Annotated in this window: 17 protein-coding genes, 2 tRNA genes and 1 pseudogene; 17 read left to right on the top strand and 3 right to left on the bottom strand. The window is 69.0% G+C overall.

Features of this window, described 5'->3' with window-relative positions:
• Positions 1–72: 72 nt before the first annotated feature.
• The 17 genes from ndk (at position 73) to JS278_RS09985 (ending at position 16080) form a co-directional block, all read left to right on the top strand.
• The gene (ndk, locus tag JS278_RS10065) at positions 73–510 is read left to right on the top strand and encodes a nucleoside-diphosphate kinase (RefSeq protein ID WP_114045055.1); all 438 of its coding nucleotides are present in this window, start codon (positions 73–75) and stop codon (positions 508–510) included.
• A 79-nt stretch (positions 511–589) separates the two neighbouring features.
• The gene (locus tag JS278_RS10060; RefSeq protein WP_245935080.1) at positions 590–2542 is read left to right on the top strand and encodes a TIGR03960 family B12-binding radical SAM protein; all 1953 of its coding nucleotides are present in this window, start codon (positions 590–592) and stop codon (positions 2540–2542) included.
• Positions 2539–4170 carry a glycoside hydrolase family 3 protein gene (locus JS278_RS10055; protein WP_114045051.1) on the top strand — a complete coding sequence of 544 codons (1632 nt, stop codon included), beginning with the start codon at positions 2539–2541 and terminating at the stop codon, positions 4168–4170. The genes JS278_RS10060 and JS278_RS10055 overlap by 4 nt, the downstream gene beginning before the upstream one ends.
• A gap of 16 nt (positions 4171–4186) precedes the next feature.
• Complete coding sequence (locus JS278_RS10050) at positions 4187–4933, top strand: TIGR03936 family radical SAM-associated protein (RefSeq protein ID WP_114045050.1); 747 nt, start codon at positions 4187–4189, stop codon at positions 4931–4933.
• 341 nt (positions 4934–5274) lie between these two features.
• Positions 5275–7974: an Rne/Rng family ribonuclease gene (locus JS278_RS10045; RefSeq protein WP_114045048.1), complete on the top strand. Its 2700-nt coding sequence runs from the start codon at positions 5275–5277 to the stop codon at positions 7972–7974.
• Between the two features lie 158 nt (positions 7975–8132).
• Positions 8133–8441 (top strand): 50S ribosomal protein L21, encoded by a 309-nt coding sequence (gene rplU / locus JS278_RS10040; protein WP_114045047.1) that lies wholly within the window; start codon positions 8133–8135, stop codon positions 8439–8441.
• Between the two features lie 12 nt (positions 8442–8453).
• Complete coding sequence (gene rpmA / locus JS278_RS10035) at positions 8454–8723, top strand: 50S ribosomal protein L27 (RefSeq protein WP_114045046.1); 270 nt, start codon at positions 8454–8456, stop codon at positions 8721–8723.
• Between the two features lie 566 nt (positions 8724–9289).
• On the top strand, positions 9290–9805 hold the full coding sequence (locus tag JS278_RS16035) for a hypothetical protein (RefSeq protein ID WP_181833699.1): 516 nt from the start codon (positions 9290–9292) through the stop codon (positions 9803–9805).
• Between the two features lie 67 nt (positions 9806–9872).
• Positions 9873–11393: a GTPase ObgE gene (gene obgE, locus JS278_RS10020; RefSeq protein WP_114045043.1), complete on the top strand. Its 1521-nt coding sequence runs from the start codon at positions 9873–9875 to the stop codon at positions 11391–11393.
• Complete coding sequence (proB, locus tag JS278_RS10015) at positions 11380–12588, top strand: glutamate 5-kinase (RefSeq protein WP_114045042.1); 1209 nt, start codon at positions 11380–11382, stop codon at positions 12586–12588. The genes obgE and proB overlap by 14 nt, the downstream gene beginning before the upstream one ends.
• On the top strand, positions 12585–13829 hold the full coding sequence (locus JS278_RS10010; RefSeq protein WP_114045041.1) for a glutamate-5-semialdehyde dehydrogenase: 1245 nt from the start codon (positions 12585–12587) through the stop codon (positions 13827–13829). Before proB ends, JS278_RS10010 begins: the two co-directional genes overlap by 4 nt.
• A 9-nt stretch (positions 13830–13838) precedes the next feature.
• On the top strand, positions 13839–13961 hold the full coding sequence (locus JS278_RS16595) for a hypothetical protein (protein WP_281269166.1): 123 nt from the start codon (positions 13839–13841) through the stop codon (positions 13959–13961).
• A gap of 43 nt (positions 13962–14004) precedes the next feature.
• Positions 14005–14694 carry a nicotinate-nucleotide adenylyltransferase gene (gene nadD / locus JS278_RS10005; protein WP_114045040.1) on the top strand — a complete coding sequence of 230 codons (690 nt, stop codon included), beginning with the start codon at positions 14005–14007 and terminating at the stop codon, positions 14692–14694.
• Positions 14691–15092 (top strand): ribosome silencing factor, encoded by a 402-nt coding sequence (rsfS, locus tag JS278_RS10000; protein ID WP_114045039.1) that lies wholly within the window; start codon positions 14691–14693, stop codon positions 15090–15092. The genes nadD and rsfS overlap by 4 nt, the downstream gene beginning before the upstream one ends.
• On the top strand, positions 15089–15790 hold the full coding sequence (locus tag JS278_RS09995; protein ID WP_114045038.1) for a histidine phosphatase family protein: 702 nt from the start codon (positions 15089–15091) through the stop codon (positions 15788–15790). The genes rsfS and JS278_RS09995 overlap by 4 nt, the downstream gene beginning before the upstream one ends.
• Positions 15791–15889: 99 nt before the next feature.
• Positions 15890–15962, top strand: a tRNA-Ala gene (locus JS278_RS09990).
• A gap of 42 nt (positions 15963–16004) precedes the next feature.
• A tRNA-Ala gene (locus JS278_RS09985) sits at positions 16005–16080 on the top strand.
• Positions 16081–16687: 607 nt separating this feature from the next.
• On the opposite strand, the pseudogene JS278_RS16790 reads toward JS278_RS09985, so the two are convergent.
• From JS278_RS16790 to JS278_RS09970, 3 genes and pseudogenes are all read right to left on the bottom strand, one after another.
• Positions 16688–17713: pseudogene (locus tag JS278_RS16790) on the bottom strand (recombinase family protein); the annotation flags it as partial.
• 20 nt (positions 17714–17733) lie between these two features.
• The gene (locus tag JS278_RS09975) at positions 17734–17985 is read right to left on the bottom strand and encodes a hypothetical protein (protein WP_147243187.1); all 252 of its coding nucleotides are present in this window, start codon (positions 17983–17985) and stop codon (positions 17734–17736) included.
• A gap of 160 nt (positions 17986–18145) precedes the next feature.
• Positions 18146–18628 (bottom strand): TetR/AcrR family transcriptional regulator, encoded by a 483-nt coding sequence (locus tag JS278_RS09970; RefSeq protein ID WP_231860630.1) that lies wholly within the window; start codon positions 18626–18628, stop codon positions 18146–18148.
• Positions 18629–18803: the final 175 nt, after the last annotated feature.

Here is an 18803-nt window from a genome sequence, read left to right as displayed (position 1 = left end):
GGGCCCCGGGGCGAAGCCGCACACACCCGAGGGTGGGGTCCGGGCGCCGATCGGGTGCGATATGGTCGGGCCATGACTGACAAGCAACGTACCCTCGTGCTTCTCAAGCCGGACGCAGTGAAGCGTCATCTCATCGGAGAGATCATCGGCAGATACGAGGCGCGAGGACTGAAGGTGCTCGCGATGCAGATGCGCACCATCGATGGCGACCTGGCGAAGGCGCATTACGCCGAGCACATCGGTCGGGAGTACTACCAGGGGCTTGAGGACTTCATCACCTCGGGCCCGTTGGTCGCGATGGTGCTGGAGGGCCGCAAAGCGATCCAGGTGGTGCGCGCCACGAACGGCAGGACCGACTGCGCGGATGCCGCGCCGGGCACGATCCGTGGCGACTTCGGCACCCAGCAGCGGCGCAATCTGGTACACGCCTCCGACTCCCCCGAGTCGGCGGCACGGGAGATCGGGTTGTGGTTCCCGCATCTTCTCGTGGTTGACGCCGCGGCGGCCTGACCCCCATCCATGACCGACGCCCGGCACGTCCGGGCGTCGGTCTCGTGCCCTGCGCCGCTGTGCTCATAGCATGGCGGTCGTGAATGCCGATACCGAGGCCGAGGATCTGTTCCCGCGTCTGGAGCCGCTGCTCAACCGTGTGAGCAGACCCATCCAGTACGTGGGCGGAGAAGTCAACAGTGTGGTGAAGCCCTGGGACGGCGCCCGGGTGCGGTGGGCCCTGATGTACCCGGACGCCTATGAGGTGGGCCAGCCCAACCAGGGCGTCGCGATCCTCTACGAGGTGCTCAACGAGCAGGACTGGATCCTCGCGGAGCGCAGCTACGCGGTGTGGCCGGACATGGAGAGGCTCATGCGCAGCTCCGGAGTGCCCCAGTTCACCCTGGACGGCCATCGTCGGATCGGTGCGTTCGACATCGTCGGTGTGTCCCTGTCGACCGAGCTCGGCTACACGAACCTTCTCAACGCGCTGGATCTCGGTGATATCCCCGTCCACCAGTGCGATCGCCGCGACTGCGATCCGCTGGTCATCGTCGGCGGTCACGCCTCCTTCAATCCCGAACCGATCGCCGACTTCATCGATGCCGCCATCCTCGGAGACGGAGAGGAGGCGGTGCTCGAGGTGAGCAGGATCCTCGACCGCTGGAAGGAGGACGGCCGACCTGGCGGGCGCGAGGAGCTGCTGCAGCGGCTTGCGGAGACCGGTGGGGTCTATGTGCCCTCCTTCTACGACGTCGGCTACCTGCCCGACGGGCAGATCGGGCAGGTGGCCCCCAATCGGGTCCGGGCGCCGTTCTCGGTCGCCAAGCACACCGTCATGGATCTCGACCGGTGGCCCTACCCGGCCCGTCCGGTGGTGCCGATCGCAGAGACCGTCCACGAGCGGTACTCGGTGGAGATCTTCCGCGGCTGCACCAGGGGCTGCCGGTTCTGCCAGGCCGGCATGATCACCCGACCGGTCCGCGAGCGATCCATCGACACCATCGGGGCGATGGTGGAACAGGGCCTCAATGCAACCGGTCTGGAGGAGGTGGGGCTGCTCTCCCTGTCGAGCGCCGACCATTCCGAGATCGGTGAGATCACCCGTCAGCTGGCCGATCGCTACGAGGGCACCAACACCTCCCTGTCCTTGCCGAGTACCCGGGTCGACGCCTTCAACATCGATCTGGCCAATGAGCTGTCCCGCAACGGCCGGCGGTCGGGGCTCACCTTCGCCCCGGAGGGCGGTTCGGAGCGGATGCGCCGGGTGATCAACAAGCAGGTGACCGAGGAGGATCTCATCTCGACCGTCGCCACCGCCTTCGGCAACGGCTGGCGGCAGGTGAAGCTGTACTTCATGTGCGGCCTGCCCACCGAGACCGACGAGGACGTCCTGGGAATCCACGACATGGCGGCCCACGTCATCGAGGCGGGCAGGGCCGCCGCCGGAAGCCGGGACGTGCGCTGCACGATCTCGATCGGCGGTTTCGTGCCCAAGCCCCACACCCCGTTCCAGTGGGCCGGGCAGGCATCGGCCGAGACGATCGACGACCGGTTGGGGAAGCTGCGCGACGCCATCAGGGCCGATCGGCGGTTCGGACGGGCCATCGGGATGCGTTACCACGACGGCCGCCCCGGGATCATCGAGGGCCTGCTCTCGCGCGGTGACCGGCGGGTCGGCCGGGTGATCGAGGCCGTCTGGCGGGACGGGGGAGTCTTCGACGGATGGAACGAGCACTTCTCCTACGACCGCTGGGTGGCCTGCTGCGAGCAGGAACTCGAGCCGCTGGGGGTGAGCCTGGACTGGTACACCACCCGTGAGCGCGACTACTCCGAGGTGCTGCCGTGGGATCATCTCGATGCGGGGCTCGACCGCGACTGGCTGTGGGACGACTGGCAGGACTCCCTGGGAGGGGAACCCGTCGACGACTGCCGCTGGAATCCGTGTTACGACTGCGGCGTGTGCCCGCAGATGGGCACCGAGATCCAGATCGGGCCGTCCGGACGTGCACTGATCCCGCTGCGGGTGAGCCCGGCCGGTGACGCCTCGTGAGCATCGCGGAGACGCCGGAGGAGATCCTGGCGAGGATGAGCCTGGCGGAGAAGATCGGCCAGCTGATGATGTGCGAGGTCTACGGAACCGATCCGGACCGGCCCCACGAGGGCAATGGGCGCCGCTTCGGCGTGCCGACCGCGGCAGAGGCGGTCCGGGCGCTTCACCTGGGATCGGCGATCTACTTCCGGTGGACGGACTCCTTCGCCGAGGGTCCGGGTGCTCTGGCCGGGCTGTCGAGGCGTCTCCAGGAGATCGCGCGGCAGGATTCGGGAACGGGGATGCTCATCGCCACCGACCAGGAGCAGGGCCCCTCGAGCCGTTTCGGCCCGCCGGCCACTCTGTTCCCCGGGGCGATGGCCTTGGCGGCGGCGGGGGATCCCGGGCTGGCGCGGCGCAGCGCGGCCATCACCGGGGCGGAACTGATGGCGGTCGGCATCAATGTGGATCTGGCCCCCGACGCCGACGTCAACGTCAACCCGGCCAACCCGGTGATCGGGGTGCGCTCCTTCGGCTCCGATCCGGGCCTGGTGGCGCGGATGGTGGCCGCCCAGGTGAGCGGGTATCAGGACGACGCCGGAGTCTCGGCGTGCGCCAAGCACTTCCCGGGGCACGGGGACACCTCCACGGACTCGCACACCGGCCTGCCGGTGATCGAGCACGACCGGTCCCTCTGGGAGCGGGTCGACGCCCCGCCGTTCAGGTCGGCGATCGAGGCCGGCGTCGACATGGTGATGACCGCCCACATCCGCCTCCCCGAACTGGAGCCCGACGGGCAGCCCGCCACATTGAGCCGCCGCGTGCTCGACGGCATGCTGCGCACCGGCCTGGGATTCGACGGGGTGATCATCACCGACTCGCTGCAGATGAGCGGGGTGCGCCAGGACCATGACGATCCCGAGATCGCGGTACGGGCCCTGTTGGCGGGGGCCGACCTGATCCTGATGCCTCCCGATCCCCTCGGAGCCCGGGACGCCGTGACGGCGGCGGTGACCGGGGGTCGGTTGCCGCCGGCCGAACTCGACGCCAAGGTGCTGCGGGTGCTGCGTCTCAAGGCCCGGCGCGGGCTCCTTCGGGGCGGTTCGCCGATCGCGGCGCCCGACCTGTCGGTGGTGGGTTCACCGGCTCATCGGGAGGTGGCCGATCAGGTCGCCGCGGCAGCCGTCACGAGGGTCAACGAGGGGGCGCCGCTGCCCGGGTCTCTGGCAGGTCTGAGGGTGCTGGTCTGCGGGTGGGGCGAGGCCCAGGACGGGGACCTGGTCGCTCTGCTGGCCGGGCGGCTGCGCGGCTTCGGCGCCGTCGTCCGGGGCGAGCAGACCGGTCGGGAGCCGTCGGCCGCCGCCGCGGCGGGGCTGGCCGTGGCCGCTCGCGATCAGGATCTGGTGGTGTGCCTCACCCATGACGTCGCGGCAGGATCGGCCCAGGCGGAGCTGGTCGGCCGGCTGGCTGAATCGGGGACGACGACGGTGGCGGTCTCGGTCGGTGTGCCCTATGACGCGGCGTACCTGCCCGCTGCCGTGACCCAGTTGGCCGTCTACTCCTTGGCCCCACCGGCGGTCGACGCGGTCGCCCGGGTGTTGGCCGGGCAGAGCCGGGCCGAGGGCGCGCTACCGGTGGAGATGGCGTGAGCTAGCCTTTCGAGCTGTGGCGAGACGGACGGCGGGGCAGCCCGAGCAGCAGGAGCCCCCGGTACAGCGGCTGCGGGTGCACTACGCCAAGCGCGGAACTGCGAGGTTCACCAGTCACCGGGATGTCGCGCGGGCGATCGAGCGGGCGCTGAACAGGGCCCGGGTCCCGATGTCGTACTCATCGGGATTCCATCCCCACCCGCGGATCTCCTATGCCAGCGCCTCGGCCACCGGTGCGGCCAGCGAGGCGGAGTACCTGGAGATCGGACTCGCCTCGCGTCGCGATCCGTCCTGGGTCGCCCGGGAACTGGATGACTCGCTGCCCTCCGGGCTGGCGGTACTGCGGGTGGTGGAGACCGATCGGACGCCGTTCACGGAGCTTCTCACGGCCTCGGCCTGGCTGATGGACCCCGGGCCCGTGGTCGGGCTGGGGCCGGCCGTCGCGGAGCTGCTGGCCGCAGAGTCCCATCTCGTGACACGGATGACGAAATCGGGCCGGCGCGAGTTCGATGTCCGCTCGGCACTGATCGGGCTGGACCTCCACGAGGGAAGCCTGCGGCTCATGCTGTGGCACCGGACGCCGCTGGTGCGTCCCGATGACGTCCTGACCGCTCTGGCCCAGCAGGCCGGGGCTCTGGATCCGGCCGGCTGCCTGTCGGTGAGGCTGGCTCAGGGGCGGCCGGTCGATCCCGCTCGGGGGATTCTCACCGAGTTGCTGGATCCGCTGGACGGCGGTCCCAGACGCGTCTGGAGCGACGCCTGAGTGGCGTGTTGAGGGGGGCGGGGGGTCATCGCCAAGCCTTGCGAGAGGCCCGCGGGAGAAACCCGGACCACAGCGCGACCGGCGCATCGAGGGGTGTAGGGGGAGTCGCCTCCACCGCCGGCGGCAAAGTTTGTGGCATAATCGGCATCAGGTGACGGGGCACCGCCCCAATCTCCAGAGTCGGGATCCATACCGCGACGCCACGGCGACCGCGGGGGATCAGGGCCTCGGAGCTCACCGCCAGCTTTTGTCTCGCTCCCTCGAAGGGCGCCGCGCCGAACGGTCGCGGAACTTCGGGAGGCTGCGGGCATCTGATTGTGCCGCAAGGCCTAGGAGACCATATGGTCCAGGACACTTCTGAGAATTCCATCTTCAACGACGACGGGAAAGAACCGGAGGCGCCCGTGACGAGGCGGCGCCATCGGGCGGCCTCCCGTCCCGCCGGAGCGCCGGCCGCCACTACCGCGTCGACCCCGGTGACGAAGGTCGTCACCACGGCCGCCGGATCGGGCGGCAGCGTCATCACCGCCGACACCGACGCCTCCGATCTGCCCCGTCCGCCCGTCGGACGGCGGAGGTCCACCCGTACGGCCGCATCGTCGGCGAAGGAGAGCGGCGCGACGAAGGCGCCGACGGCGTCGGGGAAGGCCGCACCGGTCGCCGAGCCGAAGACGACCGCAGAGCCGGAGGCGGCCGCGGAGGGCGCCGAGGAGCCGGCTCGCACCACGAGGCGCCGCTCTGCGAGGGCCACCACAGGGACATCCTCGCGTCGGACCACCGGCCGCGGACGGGCGAAGGCGGCTGCCCCCGAGGGCGGAGAGGGTGCCGACACCCCGAAGTTCTCCGACGCCGACACGATCGAGGCCGCTCTCGACAGGGCCGCCAGAGAGGCGGCCGAGAAGGGGCGCGGAGTCGAGGGCACCCTGGCCAATCCGTTCGACGCCGCCGAGGCCGGATCGGCCACCGACATCCTGGACTCCCTCGCCGCTGAGATCGGCGGCGAGGAGACCCCGGTGAAGCGCCGTCGCCGCCGGACCACCGGTTCGAGCACTCGGACTGACAAGGCGGAGCGGGTGGACTCCGATGAGAAGCACCCCGCGGCCGCCGAGGGCGACCACGCGGACGAGGGTCGCAAGGAGGAGCCCGCCGATGAGACGGCCGCCGCCTCCACCGACGACTCCGAGGATCAGGAGCCCGAGGAGGACTCCCATGCCGCCCGTCGGCGTCGTCGTCGCGGCGGGCGTCGTCGCCGTCGCGGGGACGCCGCCGAGAACGGTGAGGAGGACTCCTCCTCGGAGTCCGAGGACTCGGAGGAGGCCGGTGACAGGAGGTCGCAGGACAGGGACTCCGACGAGAAGGAGTCCGGCGAGAAGAACTCCGATGACGGTCACGGGACTGATGGAGAGGGGGCTGAGGACGGCGGTGCGACCCGTCGTCGTCGCCGCCGTCGCCGTCGTCGCGGGGAGGACACCTCGGGGTCCGAGGACGATCCCAGCGACGTCGTCGTCAAGGTCCGCGAACCGCGCCCGCGCCACTCGGTGACCGATGAGGTGACCGGGATCGAGGGTTCGACCCGGATGGAGGCCAAGAAGCAGCGCCGTCGCGAGGGCCGTGCCGCAGGCCGCCGTCGCAGCGCCGTCCTCACCGAGGCGGAGTTCCTGGCACGTCGGGAGTCGGTGGAGCGCCGCATGGTGGTGCGCCAGTCCGACGAGTACTCCCAGTTGGCGGTGCTGGAGGACGGGGTCCTCGTCGAGCACTACGTCGACCGCAGCTCGGCCGCCTCCTCGATCGGCAACGTCTACCTCGGCAAGGTGCAGAACGTGCTCCCGTCGATGGAGGCCGCGTTCATCGACATCGGACGGGGGCGCAACGCCGTCCTCTACGCGGGCGAGGTGGACTGGAACCACTTCGGCAAGGAGGGGGAGCACAAGCGCATCGAGCAGGTGCTGAAGTCCGGCGACCAGGTGCTGGTCCAGGTCTCCAAGGATCCCGTCGGAGCCAAGGGCGCGCGTCTGACCAGCCACATCTCGATCCCGGGACGCTACATCGTCTACTCGCCGGGCGGCCACCTGTCGGGGATCTCCCGCAAGCTCGCCGACACGGAGCGCAAGCGGCTCAAGAGGGTCATCGACGAGAACATCCCGTCGGATGCATCGGTCATCGTGCGGACTGCGGCCGAGGGGACGTCCGAGGAGGATCTGGTCCGCGACATCAGCCGACTGAAGGCGCAGTGGGAGGGCATCGAGAGGAAGGCCGGATCGGCCCATGCCCCGGTGCTGCTGTACGCCGAGCCCGATCTGACGGTGAGGATCATCCGGGATCTGTTCACCGCTGATTTCACCGAACTCGTGGTGGCCGGCAACGGCGGCCCCGATGACGCGTACGAGACCATCAAGGACTACATCGATCACGTCGCTCCCGATCTGGGCGACCGGCTGACCCGGTGGGACACGGAGTCCCAGGGCGACCCGTTCGCGGAGTACCGCGTCGATGAGGCGATCGCCAAGGCGTTGGAGCGGAAGGTCTTCCTGCCCTCGGGCGGATCCCTGGTCATCGACCGGACCGAAGCGATGACGGTCATCGATGTCAACACCGGAAAGTTCACCGGAACCGCCGGCAACCTGGAGGCCACGGTCACCGCCAACAACCTGGAGGCGGCCGAGGAGATCGTCCGGCAGCTCAGGCTGCGCGATATCGGCGGCATCATCGTCGTCGACTTCATCGACATGGTGCTGCCCGCCAACCGGGAGCTGCTCGTGCGCCGGCTGGTGGAATGCCTGGGCCGGGACCGGACCCGTCACCAGGTCTCCGAGGTGACGTCTCTGGGCCTGGTCCAGATGACGCGCAAGAAGATCGGCACAGGTTTGGCCGAGGCCTTCACCGAGGAGTGCCAGGAGTGCGGTGGCCGTGGTTACCACCGTCACACCGAACCGGTGGACTCCCAGGCTCCAGCCGATGGCGGGGACCGGTCCTCCCACAAGGGGCGCCCGAACCGGTCGCATTCAGGCAAGCATCCGAATCACAATTCCAAGAAGAATTGACTGAATCCGGCCCGGTTTGACCACGAATCGGGCCGGAGGTAAAGTTGGCGGCCGGTCCGACCTGTACGGTGCGTTCCCGCCCCAGCGTCGGTCAACTTCGCCCGGGGTCCCCGTGACTCCGGTCCTGTGAGAAGACATCGAACGAGAGTAGGTCAGGCGTGTACGCGATTGTGCGTAGTGGCGGCCGCCAGCACAAGGTGGCAGTGGGTGACGTCGTCGAGATCGACAAGGTCACCGATGAGGTGGGCAGCAGCATCGAGCTGACTCCCCTTCTGCTGGTGGACGGCGAGTCTGTCACCTCCCAGAGGGATGCGCTCGCCAAGGTCTCGGTGACCGCCGAGGTGCTGGGCGAGGCCAAGGGTCCGAAGATCCACATCCTCAAATTCAAGAACAAGACCGGATACCGCAAGCGCCAGGGGCACCGTCAGAAGTACACCCAGGTGAAGGTCACCGGAATCAAAGGCTGAAGGTAGCTAGATATGGCACACAAGAAGGGCGCATCCTCGTCCCGCAACGGCCGCGACTCGAATGCCCAGCGCCTGGGCGTCAAGCGTTTCGGTGGCCAGCTCGTCAACGCCGGCGAGATCATCGTCCGGCAGCGCGGCACCCACTTCCATCCCGGCAAGGGAGTCGGCCGCGGCAAGGACGACACGCTGTTCGCGCTGCGCGCCGGCAACGTGAAGTTCGGCAGCCGTCGTGGCCGCCGCGTCGTCGACATCGTTCCCGCTGAGGAGACCGTGGAGGTCTGAGCGACCGGAATGATCGCTCTCAGCGCCGAGGGCCCCGTCCACCATGGGCGGGGCCCTCGCTGCGACTCCGGTGGCAGATCCACCTCTGCCCCAGGTACCAGATCCGGAAGCCGGGTTGAGATGCGGAGTCCGCACGCCTAGCGTCGGTGGCGGGATTGGTAGGACATTTTATGTGAACAGGAGCGGCTGAACTGATGGCTCAGGTGACCAGGCCGGCACCAGACGAGACCTCCGGTGGAGGTTCCGGTGCCCACATCGACAGCACTCACTCTGGCGGGCGGGTCACAGTGCCCGCGGGGTGGGGGTCCCACTACCGGCACCCCGGGATGGACCATCGCCAGGCAGATCCGGAGGCCACCACGATCAGGCCGTTGACCGCCGATGATGATCCGCTGGGCATCTACCGCCCGGCTCGGACAGGCACCACCGCCGGGAGAACGGCCGCGGGCCACCGTCCGGCGGCTGGACGGCCCTCCCGTCCGGTCCCGTCGTCACCACTCGTCACGCCGTCGGTCGCCGCCGTCTCCCCCTCTCCTGCCCAGGCAACGGTGGATCCTCCCGCGTCCGTGTCCTCGCCTGCGGCTTCTCCCTCCGAGGCCGGTACTGCGGCCACGTCGCCGGTGGAGTCGGGGGTACAGGCGGCCAGGAAGGCCGCCGACACCGCCAAGGAGAAGTCCCGGGGTCTGGGGCTGCACGGCAGCGAGCTCATCGCCGGTGCCTGCGCATCCGCTCTGGCCACCGGCGTCACCTCCGGTCTGGGAGTGGGCGGCACCGTGTTCGGCAGCGCCATGACGAGCATCGTCATCGCGATCGCCGGTGCGGTCTTCGTCAAGATGTTCTCCAAGGGGCGCAGGCGGGCCGACCGCGGCAAGCAGCGCGGCATCTGGGCCCGCACGGCCGGTATCGGGCTGCTGTTGACGATTCTCACCGGGGTCATCGGTGCGGTGATCCTCAGCAAGGAGGCCGGCGGATCCCTGTCGCAGGAGCTGGTGAACGTCACCAGCTCCGGGTATCAGGTCCGGGAGATGTGGGACCAGGCCTGGCCCTACCTCAAGGAGGCCTGGAAGGCGGCGGTGAGGTAAACCCTCCAAGTAGGGTTGGCCTCACCGGTGGGCCCGTCCCGCCACACCACCTATCAGGAGGATCCGGATGGCCATCCCGTCTTTCGTCGACCGAGCGAGCCTTCTCGCCGTAGCCGGCAAGGGAGGCGATGGCTGCGCCTCGGTGCGTCGGGAGAAGTTCAAGCCGCTCGGCGGCCCCGACGGTGGCAATGGCGGACGGGGCGGATCCGTGGTGCTGAGGGTCGATCCGCAGCTGACCACACTCGTCGACTACCACCGCCTGTCGGTGCGCAAGGCCAGTCGTGGGGAGGCCGGCCGCGGTGACGACCAGAACGGTGCCAACGGCGAGGATGTGGTCCTGGCGGTGCCCGACGGCACCGTCGTCTCCGACGCTCAGACCGGCGAGGTGCTCGCCGATCTCACCGGGGCGGGCGCGGAGCTGGTCGTGGCCGCCGGGGGCCGTGGCGGTCTGGGCAACACCGCGCTGGCCACCAAGGCGCGCAAGGCCCCGGGTTTCGCCCTGCTCGGGGAGGCCGGCGAGGAGCGCAAGGTCACTCTCGAGCTCAAGGTCGTCGCCGATATCGGGCTGGTCGGATTCCCCTCGGCCGGCAAGTCCAGCCTCATCGCATCGATCTCTCGCGCCCGGCCGAAGATCGCCGACTACCCGTTCACCACCCTGGTCCCGAATCTCGGGGTGGTGGTCGCCGGGGAGACCACCTACACCGTCGCCGACGTGCCCGGTCTTATTCCGGGCGCCAGCCAGGGCAAGGGACTGGGCTTCGACTTCCTGCGCCATATCGAGCGCTGTCGGGCGCTGGTCCATGTCATCGACTGCGCCACCTACGAGCCGGGGCGCGATCCGGTCACCGACCTGGACGTCCTCGAGGGGGAGTTGACGGCGCACGGTGGCCTGGAGGACAGGCCCCGGATGGTGGTCCTCAACAAGGTCGACATCCCCGACGCCGCCGAACTCGCCGAGATGGTCAGGCCGGACATCGAGGCGCGCGGACTGCGGGTCTTCGAGGTGTCGACGAAGTCCGGGCAGGGTCTCAACGAACTGCGATTCGCGATGGCCGAGATCGTGGCCCGGACCAGGGAGAACGAACCCGAGGCTCCCGCCGCCCGGATCGTACTGCGGCCCGTCCCGGTCGGCGGCGGCAAGGAGTTCACGATCCGCAAGCAGGGCGACGGCGAGGGCGGCTTCCTGTGGAAGGTGAGCGGCGCCAAGCCCGAGCGGTGGGTCGCCCAGACCAATTTCTCCAACCCGGAGGCCGTGGGATACCTCTCCGACCGGCTGAACGGGCTGGGGGTTGAGGACGAACTGCTGGCCCTCGGGGCCCAGGCCGGCGACGCGGTCGCCGTCGGCGGGGAGGACGCCGTCATCTTCGACTTCGCTCCCCAGGTCGAGTCCGGGGCCGAGATCCTCTCGCGCCGCGGCAAGGACCAGCGGCTGGAGGGGGAGCGCCCCTCGGCGTCCCGGCGCCGCCAGGAGGACAAGGAGTACCACGAGGCCCGCGACGAGTTCGGCGTCGAGGGGCGCGATCCCAGGGGCAGGTCCTGGCGGGCCCGGTTGGCGGAGGAGAGAGACCGTTCCGATGGCGACGACTGATCGGGTCACCGGTACACCCGTCTCCGGGCGGGCCGACATCGCCGGGGCCGACCGGATCGTCGTCAAGGTCGGGTCCTCCTCCCTCACCCAGCCCGGGGGAGGCATCGACGTCACCAAGGTGGACGCCCTGGTGGAGACCCTGGCCGCCGCACGCACCGGCGGGCGTCAGGTGGTCCTGGTGAGCTCGGGGGCGATCGCCGCCGGGTTCCCGGCGCTGGGGATGTCCCGGCCGCCGCGCGATCTCGCCGGCCGGCAGGCTGCCGCATCGGTCGGCCAGGGCATTCTTCTGCACCGTTATGAGGAGGACTTCGCCCGACACCACGTGACGACCGGGCAGGTGCTCCTGACGGTGGAGGATCTGGTGCGCCCCAAGAGCTACCGCAATGCCTGGTCGACGCTGGGCAAGCTGCTGGCCCTGGGCGTGGTGCCGGTGGTCAATGAGAACGACACAGTCGCCACCGGAGAGATCCATTTCGGCGACAATGACCGGCTGGCGGCCCTGGTGGCCGAGCTCGTCCGCGCCCAGGCCCTGGTGCTGCTCTCCGACGTCGACTCCCTCTACACCGCTCACCCCTCCGAACCCGGCGCGGAGAGGATCTCCCGGGTCGATGACGTCGACTCCCTGTCGGTCGACACCTCCCGGTCGGGCTCGGGGGTCGGGACCGGCGGGATGGCCACCAAGCTGGAGGCCGCCCGGATCGCCACCGCCTCCGGCATACCGGTGGTGCTGGCCGAGGCGGCGGACGCCATCCAGGCGATCGGGGGGGACGATGTCGGCACCTATTTCGCGCCGGGCACCCGGCGGCGTCCCCGCAAGCTGCTGTGGCTGGCCCATGCCGCCTCGCCGCAGGGCGAGATCCATGTCGACGCCGGGGCCGTGAAGGCCTTGCGGGACCGCAAGGCATCCCTGCTGGCGGTGGGCGTCACCGAGGTGCACGGCGATTTCCAGGCCGGGGACCCGGTTCTGATGATCGGACCGGACGGGCGCACCGAGGGCCGTGGCCTCGTCTCCTACTCCCATGACGAGGTGCGCGAGATGCGAGGCCGCTCCAGCGCCTGGCTGGCCCGGGAGATGGGGGACGGAGCGTCCCGGGAGGTGGTGCACCGCGACGCGATGGTGCTGACCCGCCGGCGTCGCCGCCCCGATGAGCACAGGGAGGCCTCGGCGCGGCCGGCACGTACGATTGCGCCATGACTTTCCAGGATCAGGCACGCGCCGCGAAGGCCGCGTCGACCGTGCTGCGCCGGCTCTCCCGGGCCGCCAAGGACGACGCCCTGTCCGCGATGGCCGCGCGGCTGCGCGAGGCCGCCCGGGGTGTGCTGGCCGCCAATGCCGCCGATCTCGAGCGCGGCCGGGCCGCCGGGATGGCCGAGGGACTCCAGGACCGGCTGCGTCTCACCGAGGACAGGATCGAGGGCATGGCCGCCGGGCTGGAGTCCCTGGCCGCACTGCCGGATCCGGTGGGCGAGGTGGTGCGCGGATGGAACACTGCACAGGGGGTGCGGATCGAGCAGGTGAGAGTTCCCGTCGGGGTGATCGGGATCATCTACGAGGCCCGGCCCAATGTGACCGCCGACGCGGCGGGGATCTGCCTCAAGTCCGGCAACGCCTCGCTGCTGCGCGGCTCCTCCTCGGCTCTGGAGTCCAACCGCGCGGTGATCTCCGCGCTGCGCGCCGGCCTGGTCGACGCCGGGGTGCCGGCCGACGCTGTGAACCTCGTCGAGGGCGGGCACGAGACCACCCAGGAGATGATGGGTGCCCGCGGTCTGGTGGATCTGCTCATCCCGCGCGGCGGCGCAGGGCTCATCAACGCGGTGGTCGGGGGATCCACCGTCCCGGTGATCGAGACCGGGACCGGCAACTGCCACCTGGTCGTCGACACGTCGGCGGATCTCGGCATGGCCGAGAGCATCGTGGTCAACGCCAAGACCCAGCGTCCCAGCGTCTGCAACGCCCTGGAGACGGTCCTCGTGCTCCAGGGCATCGCCGAGGAGGCCGTGCCGCGGCTGGTCGGGGCACTCACCGGGGCGGGCGTCGCCGTTCACGGGGATCCGGCCAGCGTGGCGCTGGACGCCCGGGTGGTGCCGGCCGGTCCCGATGAGTACGACGCCGAGTACCTGTCGATGGACCTGGCGATGAAAGTGGTCGACGATCTGCCGGCCGCACTGGAACACATCGCCGAGCACAGTTCAGGCCATTCGGAGACGATCGTCACCGAGAACCTGGAATCGGCCCGGGCCTTCCAGCAGAGCGTGGATGCGGCCGCCGTGCTGGTGAACTGCTCCAGCAGGTTCGTCGACGGCGGGGAGTTCGGTTTCGGGGCCGAGATCGGCATCTCGACCCAGAAGATGCATGCCCGGGGGCCCATGGGGCTGAGGGAGATGACGTCGACCAGCTACCGGCTGGTGGGTACCGGTCAGGTGCGACTCGGCTAATCTGTGCCCATGAGCATGCTTCCCCTCCTCGCAGGCCTGCCCACCTGGGTCGTCGCCGTCGTCGTGCTGGTGGTCCTGCTGGGCGCCCTGATGGTCGTGCGGGCCATCGGCAACGGCAGGCCGCACAGCTGACGGGCAGCGCGGGGGCGTGCCACGACGGTGGGTCCCGGCGTCCATGACATTGGTACACGACACGCAGTTTGGACATCAGACAGTGGAACTCGGACTGGCTCGCGCCCACGACGGACGCCGATACCGCCTGGGAGTGATGGGCGGAACCTTCGACCCGATCCACCACGGCCACCTGGTCGCCGCCTCCGAGGTGGCTGCACGGTTCGGCCTCGACGAGGTCGTCTTCGTACCCACCGGGGTGCCCTGGCAGAAGAAGGACAGGAACGTCTCCCAGGCCGAGGACCGGTATCTGATGACCGTCATCGCCACGGCGTCGAACCCGTCGTTCTCGGTCTCCAGGGTCGACATCGACCGGGCGGGCGACACCTACACCGTCGACACTCTCAAGGATCTGCGCCGGGAGCGCGGCAACGACGTCGACCTGTTCTTCATCACCGGCGCCGACGCCCTCACCCAGATCCTCACCTGGCGGGGGGCCGGCGAGTTGTTCGACCTGGCTCACTTCATCGGCGTCTCGCGGCCCGGGGTGCCGCTGGGAGCCAGGGACATCTCTCACCTGCCTGCGGGTAAAGTGACCCTGCTCGAGGTGCCCGCGATGGCGATCTCCTCGACCGACTGCCGGCGGCGCGTCCACCATGGCATGCCCATCTGGTATCTGGTGCCCGACGGCATTGTGCAGTACATCAACAAGCGCGGGCTCTACAGCGAGCCCGATTATCCGGAGGACCATTGAGCGCGACCGATCACGCGATAGAACTCTCCCGCATCGCGGCGCATGCCGCGGCGGGAAAGTCAGGAACCGACATTGTCGCTCTCGACGTGTCCGAGAAACTCGCGATCACCGATATCTTTCTCATCATCTCGGCGGCCAATGAGCGCCAGGTCGGTGCCGTCGTCGACGCCGTCGACGAGGCCCTGATCACCGCCGGCACCAGACGGACGCGGCGCGAGGGGGAGCAGGCGAACCGCTGGGTGCTGCTGGACTACCTCGACGTGGTGGTGCATGTGCAGCACGCGGAGGCGCGAGAGATGTACTCCCTGGAGAGGCTCTGGGGCGACTGCCCGCGGATCGACCTGGAGCTGCCGCAGGCTCCCCAGGAGGACGCCGAGGACGAGGAGCGGGCCGAGTGAGAGAAGGCGTCACCCAGCTCATCCTGGTGCGGCACGGCCGCACCGACTTCAACGCCGAGAACCGGCTCCAGGGCCAGCTCGACGTGCCGCTGTCGTCGGAGGGGGAGGCCCAGGCGGCCAGGGTGGCCCCGGTGATCTCCTGGCTCAGGCCGCGGGTGATCGTGTGTTCGCCGCTCCAGCGAGCCCACCAGACGGCGGCGGCGATCGGCGAGGCCTGTGGCGTCGAGCCGGTGGATGATCCGCGTCTCATGGAGATCGACGTCGGCGAGTGGAGCGGGCTGCGCGCCGAGGACCTGCTCCGCGATGATCCGCGCTACGAGGCCGGTATGGTCAGCGGATCGGACTTCCGGAGGCCGGGCGGGGAGACCGGCACCGAGGTGATGGAGCGAATCGCCGGCGCGATCGACGCCATCGCGGCCGAGCACCAGGGTGGGCGCCTGGTGGTGGTCAGTCACGGCTTCGCGCTGCGCACCGGCATGTGCCGGCTGCTGGGTGGCGACTACACCGAGTCGCGGCTGTGGGGAGGACTGTTGAACTGCTCCTGGAGCCTGATGGACCGGTTCAGCGACGAGGAGGCCTCCCGGCGCGGTCTGGACGGGAGGTGGCGTCTTCGGGCCTACAACTGCACCGTTCCCGAGAAGCCCGGCGACCCGGCAGGTGAAGGGCGGGTCGGGAGGCCGCCGATCGTCGGGGTGTGAGGGGTCCTGATTTGTCGTCGAGGCGGGCGATCCTCTATAGTTCATCGGGTCGCCGGACGCGTTCCGGGGATGCGCGGACGGCCAGGAATGGTCGTTTGCGGGGCATTGGCGCAGTTGGTAGCGCGCTTCCATGGCATGGAAGAGGTCAGGGGTTCGAATCCCCTATGCTCCACTCTGACAGGAAATGCCAGAAAAGGCCGCGAGGCCGCATTCTGGGGCATTGGCGCAGTTGGTAGCGCGCTTCCATGGCATGGAAGAGGTCAGGGGTTCGAATCCCCTATGCTCCACCAAAAGTTCCTTACGGGAACACTTGACATCGGTAGATGTGGGGTGTTCCCGTTCGGCGTTTCCGGGGTCTTCTGATGCGCCGGTGCTGGTGTCGTTGCCGATGAGGGTGGCGAACGGTTCGGCCAGGTGCGGGCGGAGGTGTTCGTCGTCGGTGATCTCGAGACGCTCGTATAAGGCCTGGCATGCGAGTCGCCGGTTGGCGTCATCGGAGTGGGCGTACATGTGGTGGGCGTCGGTGAGCAGGCTGAGGGAGTCGTGCAGGAACGCGCGGCCTCCCGTGTACTGCTCTGTGTGGGCGGCGAGGCGCTGGTCGATGTCGGCGAGCCCGGCACGGATGCGATCCTGATGACGTTTCAAGGTGGTTAGGTCAATGGCGTCGGCGAAGTGCGCGGCCAGCAGCTTGTCGCTTTCTGATTCGAGACGCCCACGGTTCGCGGTGAGGTCGGCGAGTTCTTGGTCCCGCGCGGCGGAGCGCTGGTCGAAGGCGGTGTCGATGTCGGCGGCGAGATGTTGGTAGTCGGCTTCGCTGATGGTGATGCTGGCGTAGGAGTCTTCGACGAGGCGTTCGGCCACCTGGACGGGCACGGCACGCCGCGTGCAGGCGGTCTTCTTGGCGGCACGCCCGGAGCAGACGAAGTAGGCGTAGGTCGTGCCGCGCGGGTTCGTCGCATAGTCCAACAGCATCCGTGACCCACAGTTCCCGCAGAAGAGCAGGCCTTTGAGGTGGTGGGCGTGCTGCACGTGCCGCGTCGCATGGGCGTTGCGGGCCTTCAAAAGCGATTGGACTTGGTCGAACAGGGCCGGTTCGATGAGGGGCTCGTGGGCTCCGGGGTGAAGGGCGCCCTTGTAGCGGATGATCCCGGCGTAGTACGGGTTGGACAGCAGCTTGTACAGCGTGTTCCGCCCGAGTGGTTTGGAGGGGCGCTTCGGCGACGGCACGGTGACCAGGCCGCGGGCGGTGATGTCCAGCAGCAACTGGACGACGGAGGTTTCACCGCGCGCGTAGGTCTCGAATGCCCACCGGATCAGCGGGGCACGCTCCGGGTCGATCTCGACTGTCCTGACTTCCCGGCCTTGCTCGTCGGTGCGGCGGACGTTGAGGTAACCGATGGGGGCTCGCATGGGGGTGCCGCCCTGGGCGACCTTCTGCGTCATGCCCTTGGTGACTTCGGTGGCGAGGTTGCGGCTGTAGAACTCTGCGATGGACGACATGATGCCGTGGACCAGCATCCCTGAGGGGGTCTCGTCGATGGACTCGGTCGCGGAGACAAGGGTGACGCCTGCTTCCATGAGTGCTTGTTGGATGTGGACGTCGTCGAGGCGGTTGCGGGCCAGCCGGTCGACCTTGTGCACCAGGCACACCTGGACCCGCGTTGCGGCGATGAACGCGAGCATCTCCTGGAGTGCTGGCCGGTCGGCGGAGCGTGCGGACTCGCCCGCATCCACGAACTCGCGGACGATCCGGGCACCGAGGTCGGCGGCCTTCCTTGCGTTGGCTTCGCGTTGGGCGGGGATGGAGAAGCCTTCCTCGGTGCCGCCGCGCTCGGCCTGCTCACGTGTGGACACCCGTAGGTAGGACACCGCCAGTAGCTGCGGTTCCTGCGTGGCCGATGCTTCGTCGGATGTGGGTTCCATGGCGGGTGCTCCTCTCGCCGTCAGGTTGTGGACTCAGGATGGTCCTCCGGTGTCGGTGACGGTGCCGCAAACTTTGCGGAACCGTCGATAACGCACGAGACCGGCCGCTCGATGCCGTAGGGAATCGGGAGCCCGTAGGGGTCCGGCTCCCCGGCCAGCCAGGCCCGGTGCCGCGCCTGGGCGATGTTCAGCACCAGCTTGACCAGCCGGTGCCGGTCCGGGCTGTCTCGCCGCCAGACCCTCAAGCGCAGATTCGACGCATCACGGTTCATGCCAGGTAGGTGCGCACGGTCTCCCACGCCGCAAAATCGGTGCCGCAAAATCCGTCGGCGCCGCGACGAACGAAGTGCGTGAAGACCCCGTCAGGATGTGGCACGCCTCTGGCAGATCCAGGAACGTACCTATCGGTATGGAATTGTCGGTACGGTCAGACTACCTGGGATCGTCCGGATGCAACAGGTCCACCGTGCGCGGCAGTGCGAGCAATCCGCGCCCCAACGCGGCAGCCAAGTGCGGGTCGGCAACCTCGTGGACTCTGGTCAGTTTTGAGTCGTCGGCCGAGCCCTCAGCGTTCTCTCCGGTGACGGCCACATGAATAGCTGATCGCAGTTCGTCGCACCACGCCCGAACCTGACGCGAGAGCGCATCACTGTCGCTGACGCCGGGATCGGTGAGCAGGTGCAGCAGCGCGCGACCCTCGGTCTGAGTGAAGTAGTGGTCGAAGACCGCGTCGCGGTCCATCAACTCGTTGTCCGCGGCGTCGGATTCGCCACCTCGGTCCTCGCTCGTCTCAAGCCCGAGCTTGTCCATCACGTCGGCGCGCATCTGCTCGATCGCCGCCAGTGCCAAGGCTTCCTTGCCGTCGAAGTGGTGGTAGAGGCTTCCATGGCCCACGCCGGAGCGATCGAGCACCATGGTGGGACTGGTCGCTGTGAACCCCCGCTCCGCAAATAGCTCGCACGTGGCGGCCACGAGCCTCTCGCGCGAGCCGTGCGCGGGCCTACCGGGCTTGCGTCGCTGCGACGTCACCAGTGCCTCCGATCCACCGTCTCGAGTTCCATACAGGGTAGTATGGTCCTCGATCTGCAAG

The organism is Acidipropionibacterium virtanenii (assembly GCF_003325455.1).
In the GTDB taxonomy this organism is placed as follows: Bacteria; Actinomycetota; Actinomycetes; order Propionibacteriales; family Propionibacteriaceae; genus Acidipropionibacterium; species Acidipropionibacterium virtanenii.
The sequence above is the reverse complement of the archived record's forward strand: the minus strand, read 5'-3'. Positions and strand labels throughout refer to the sequence as shown.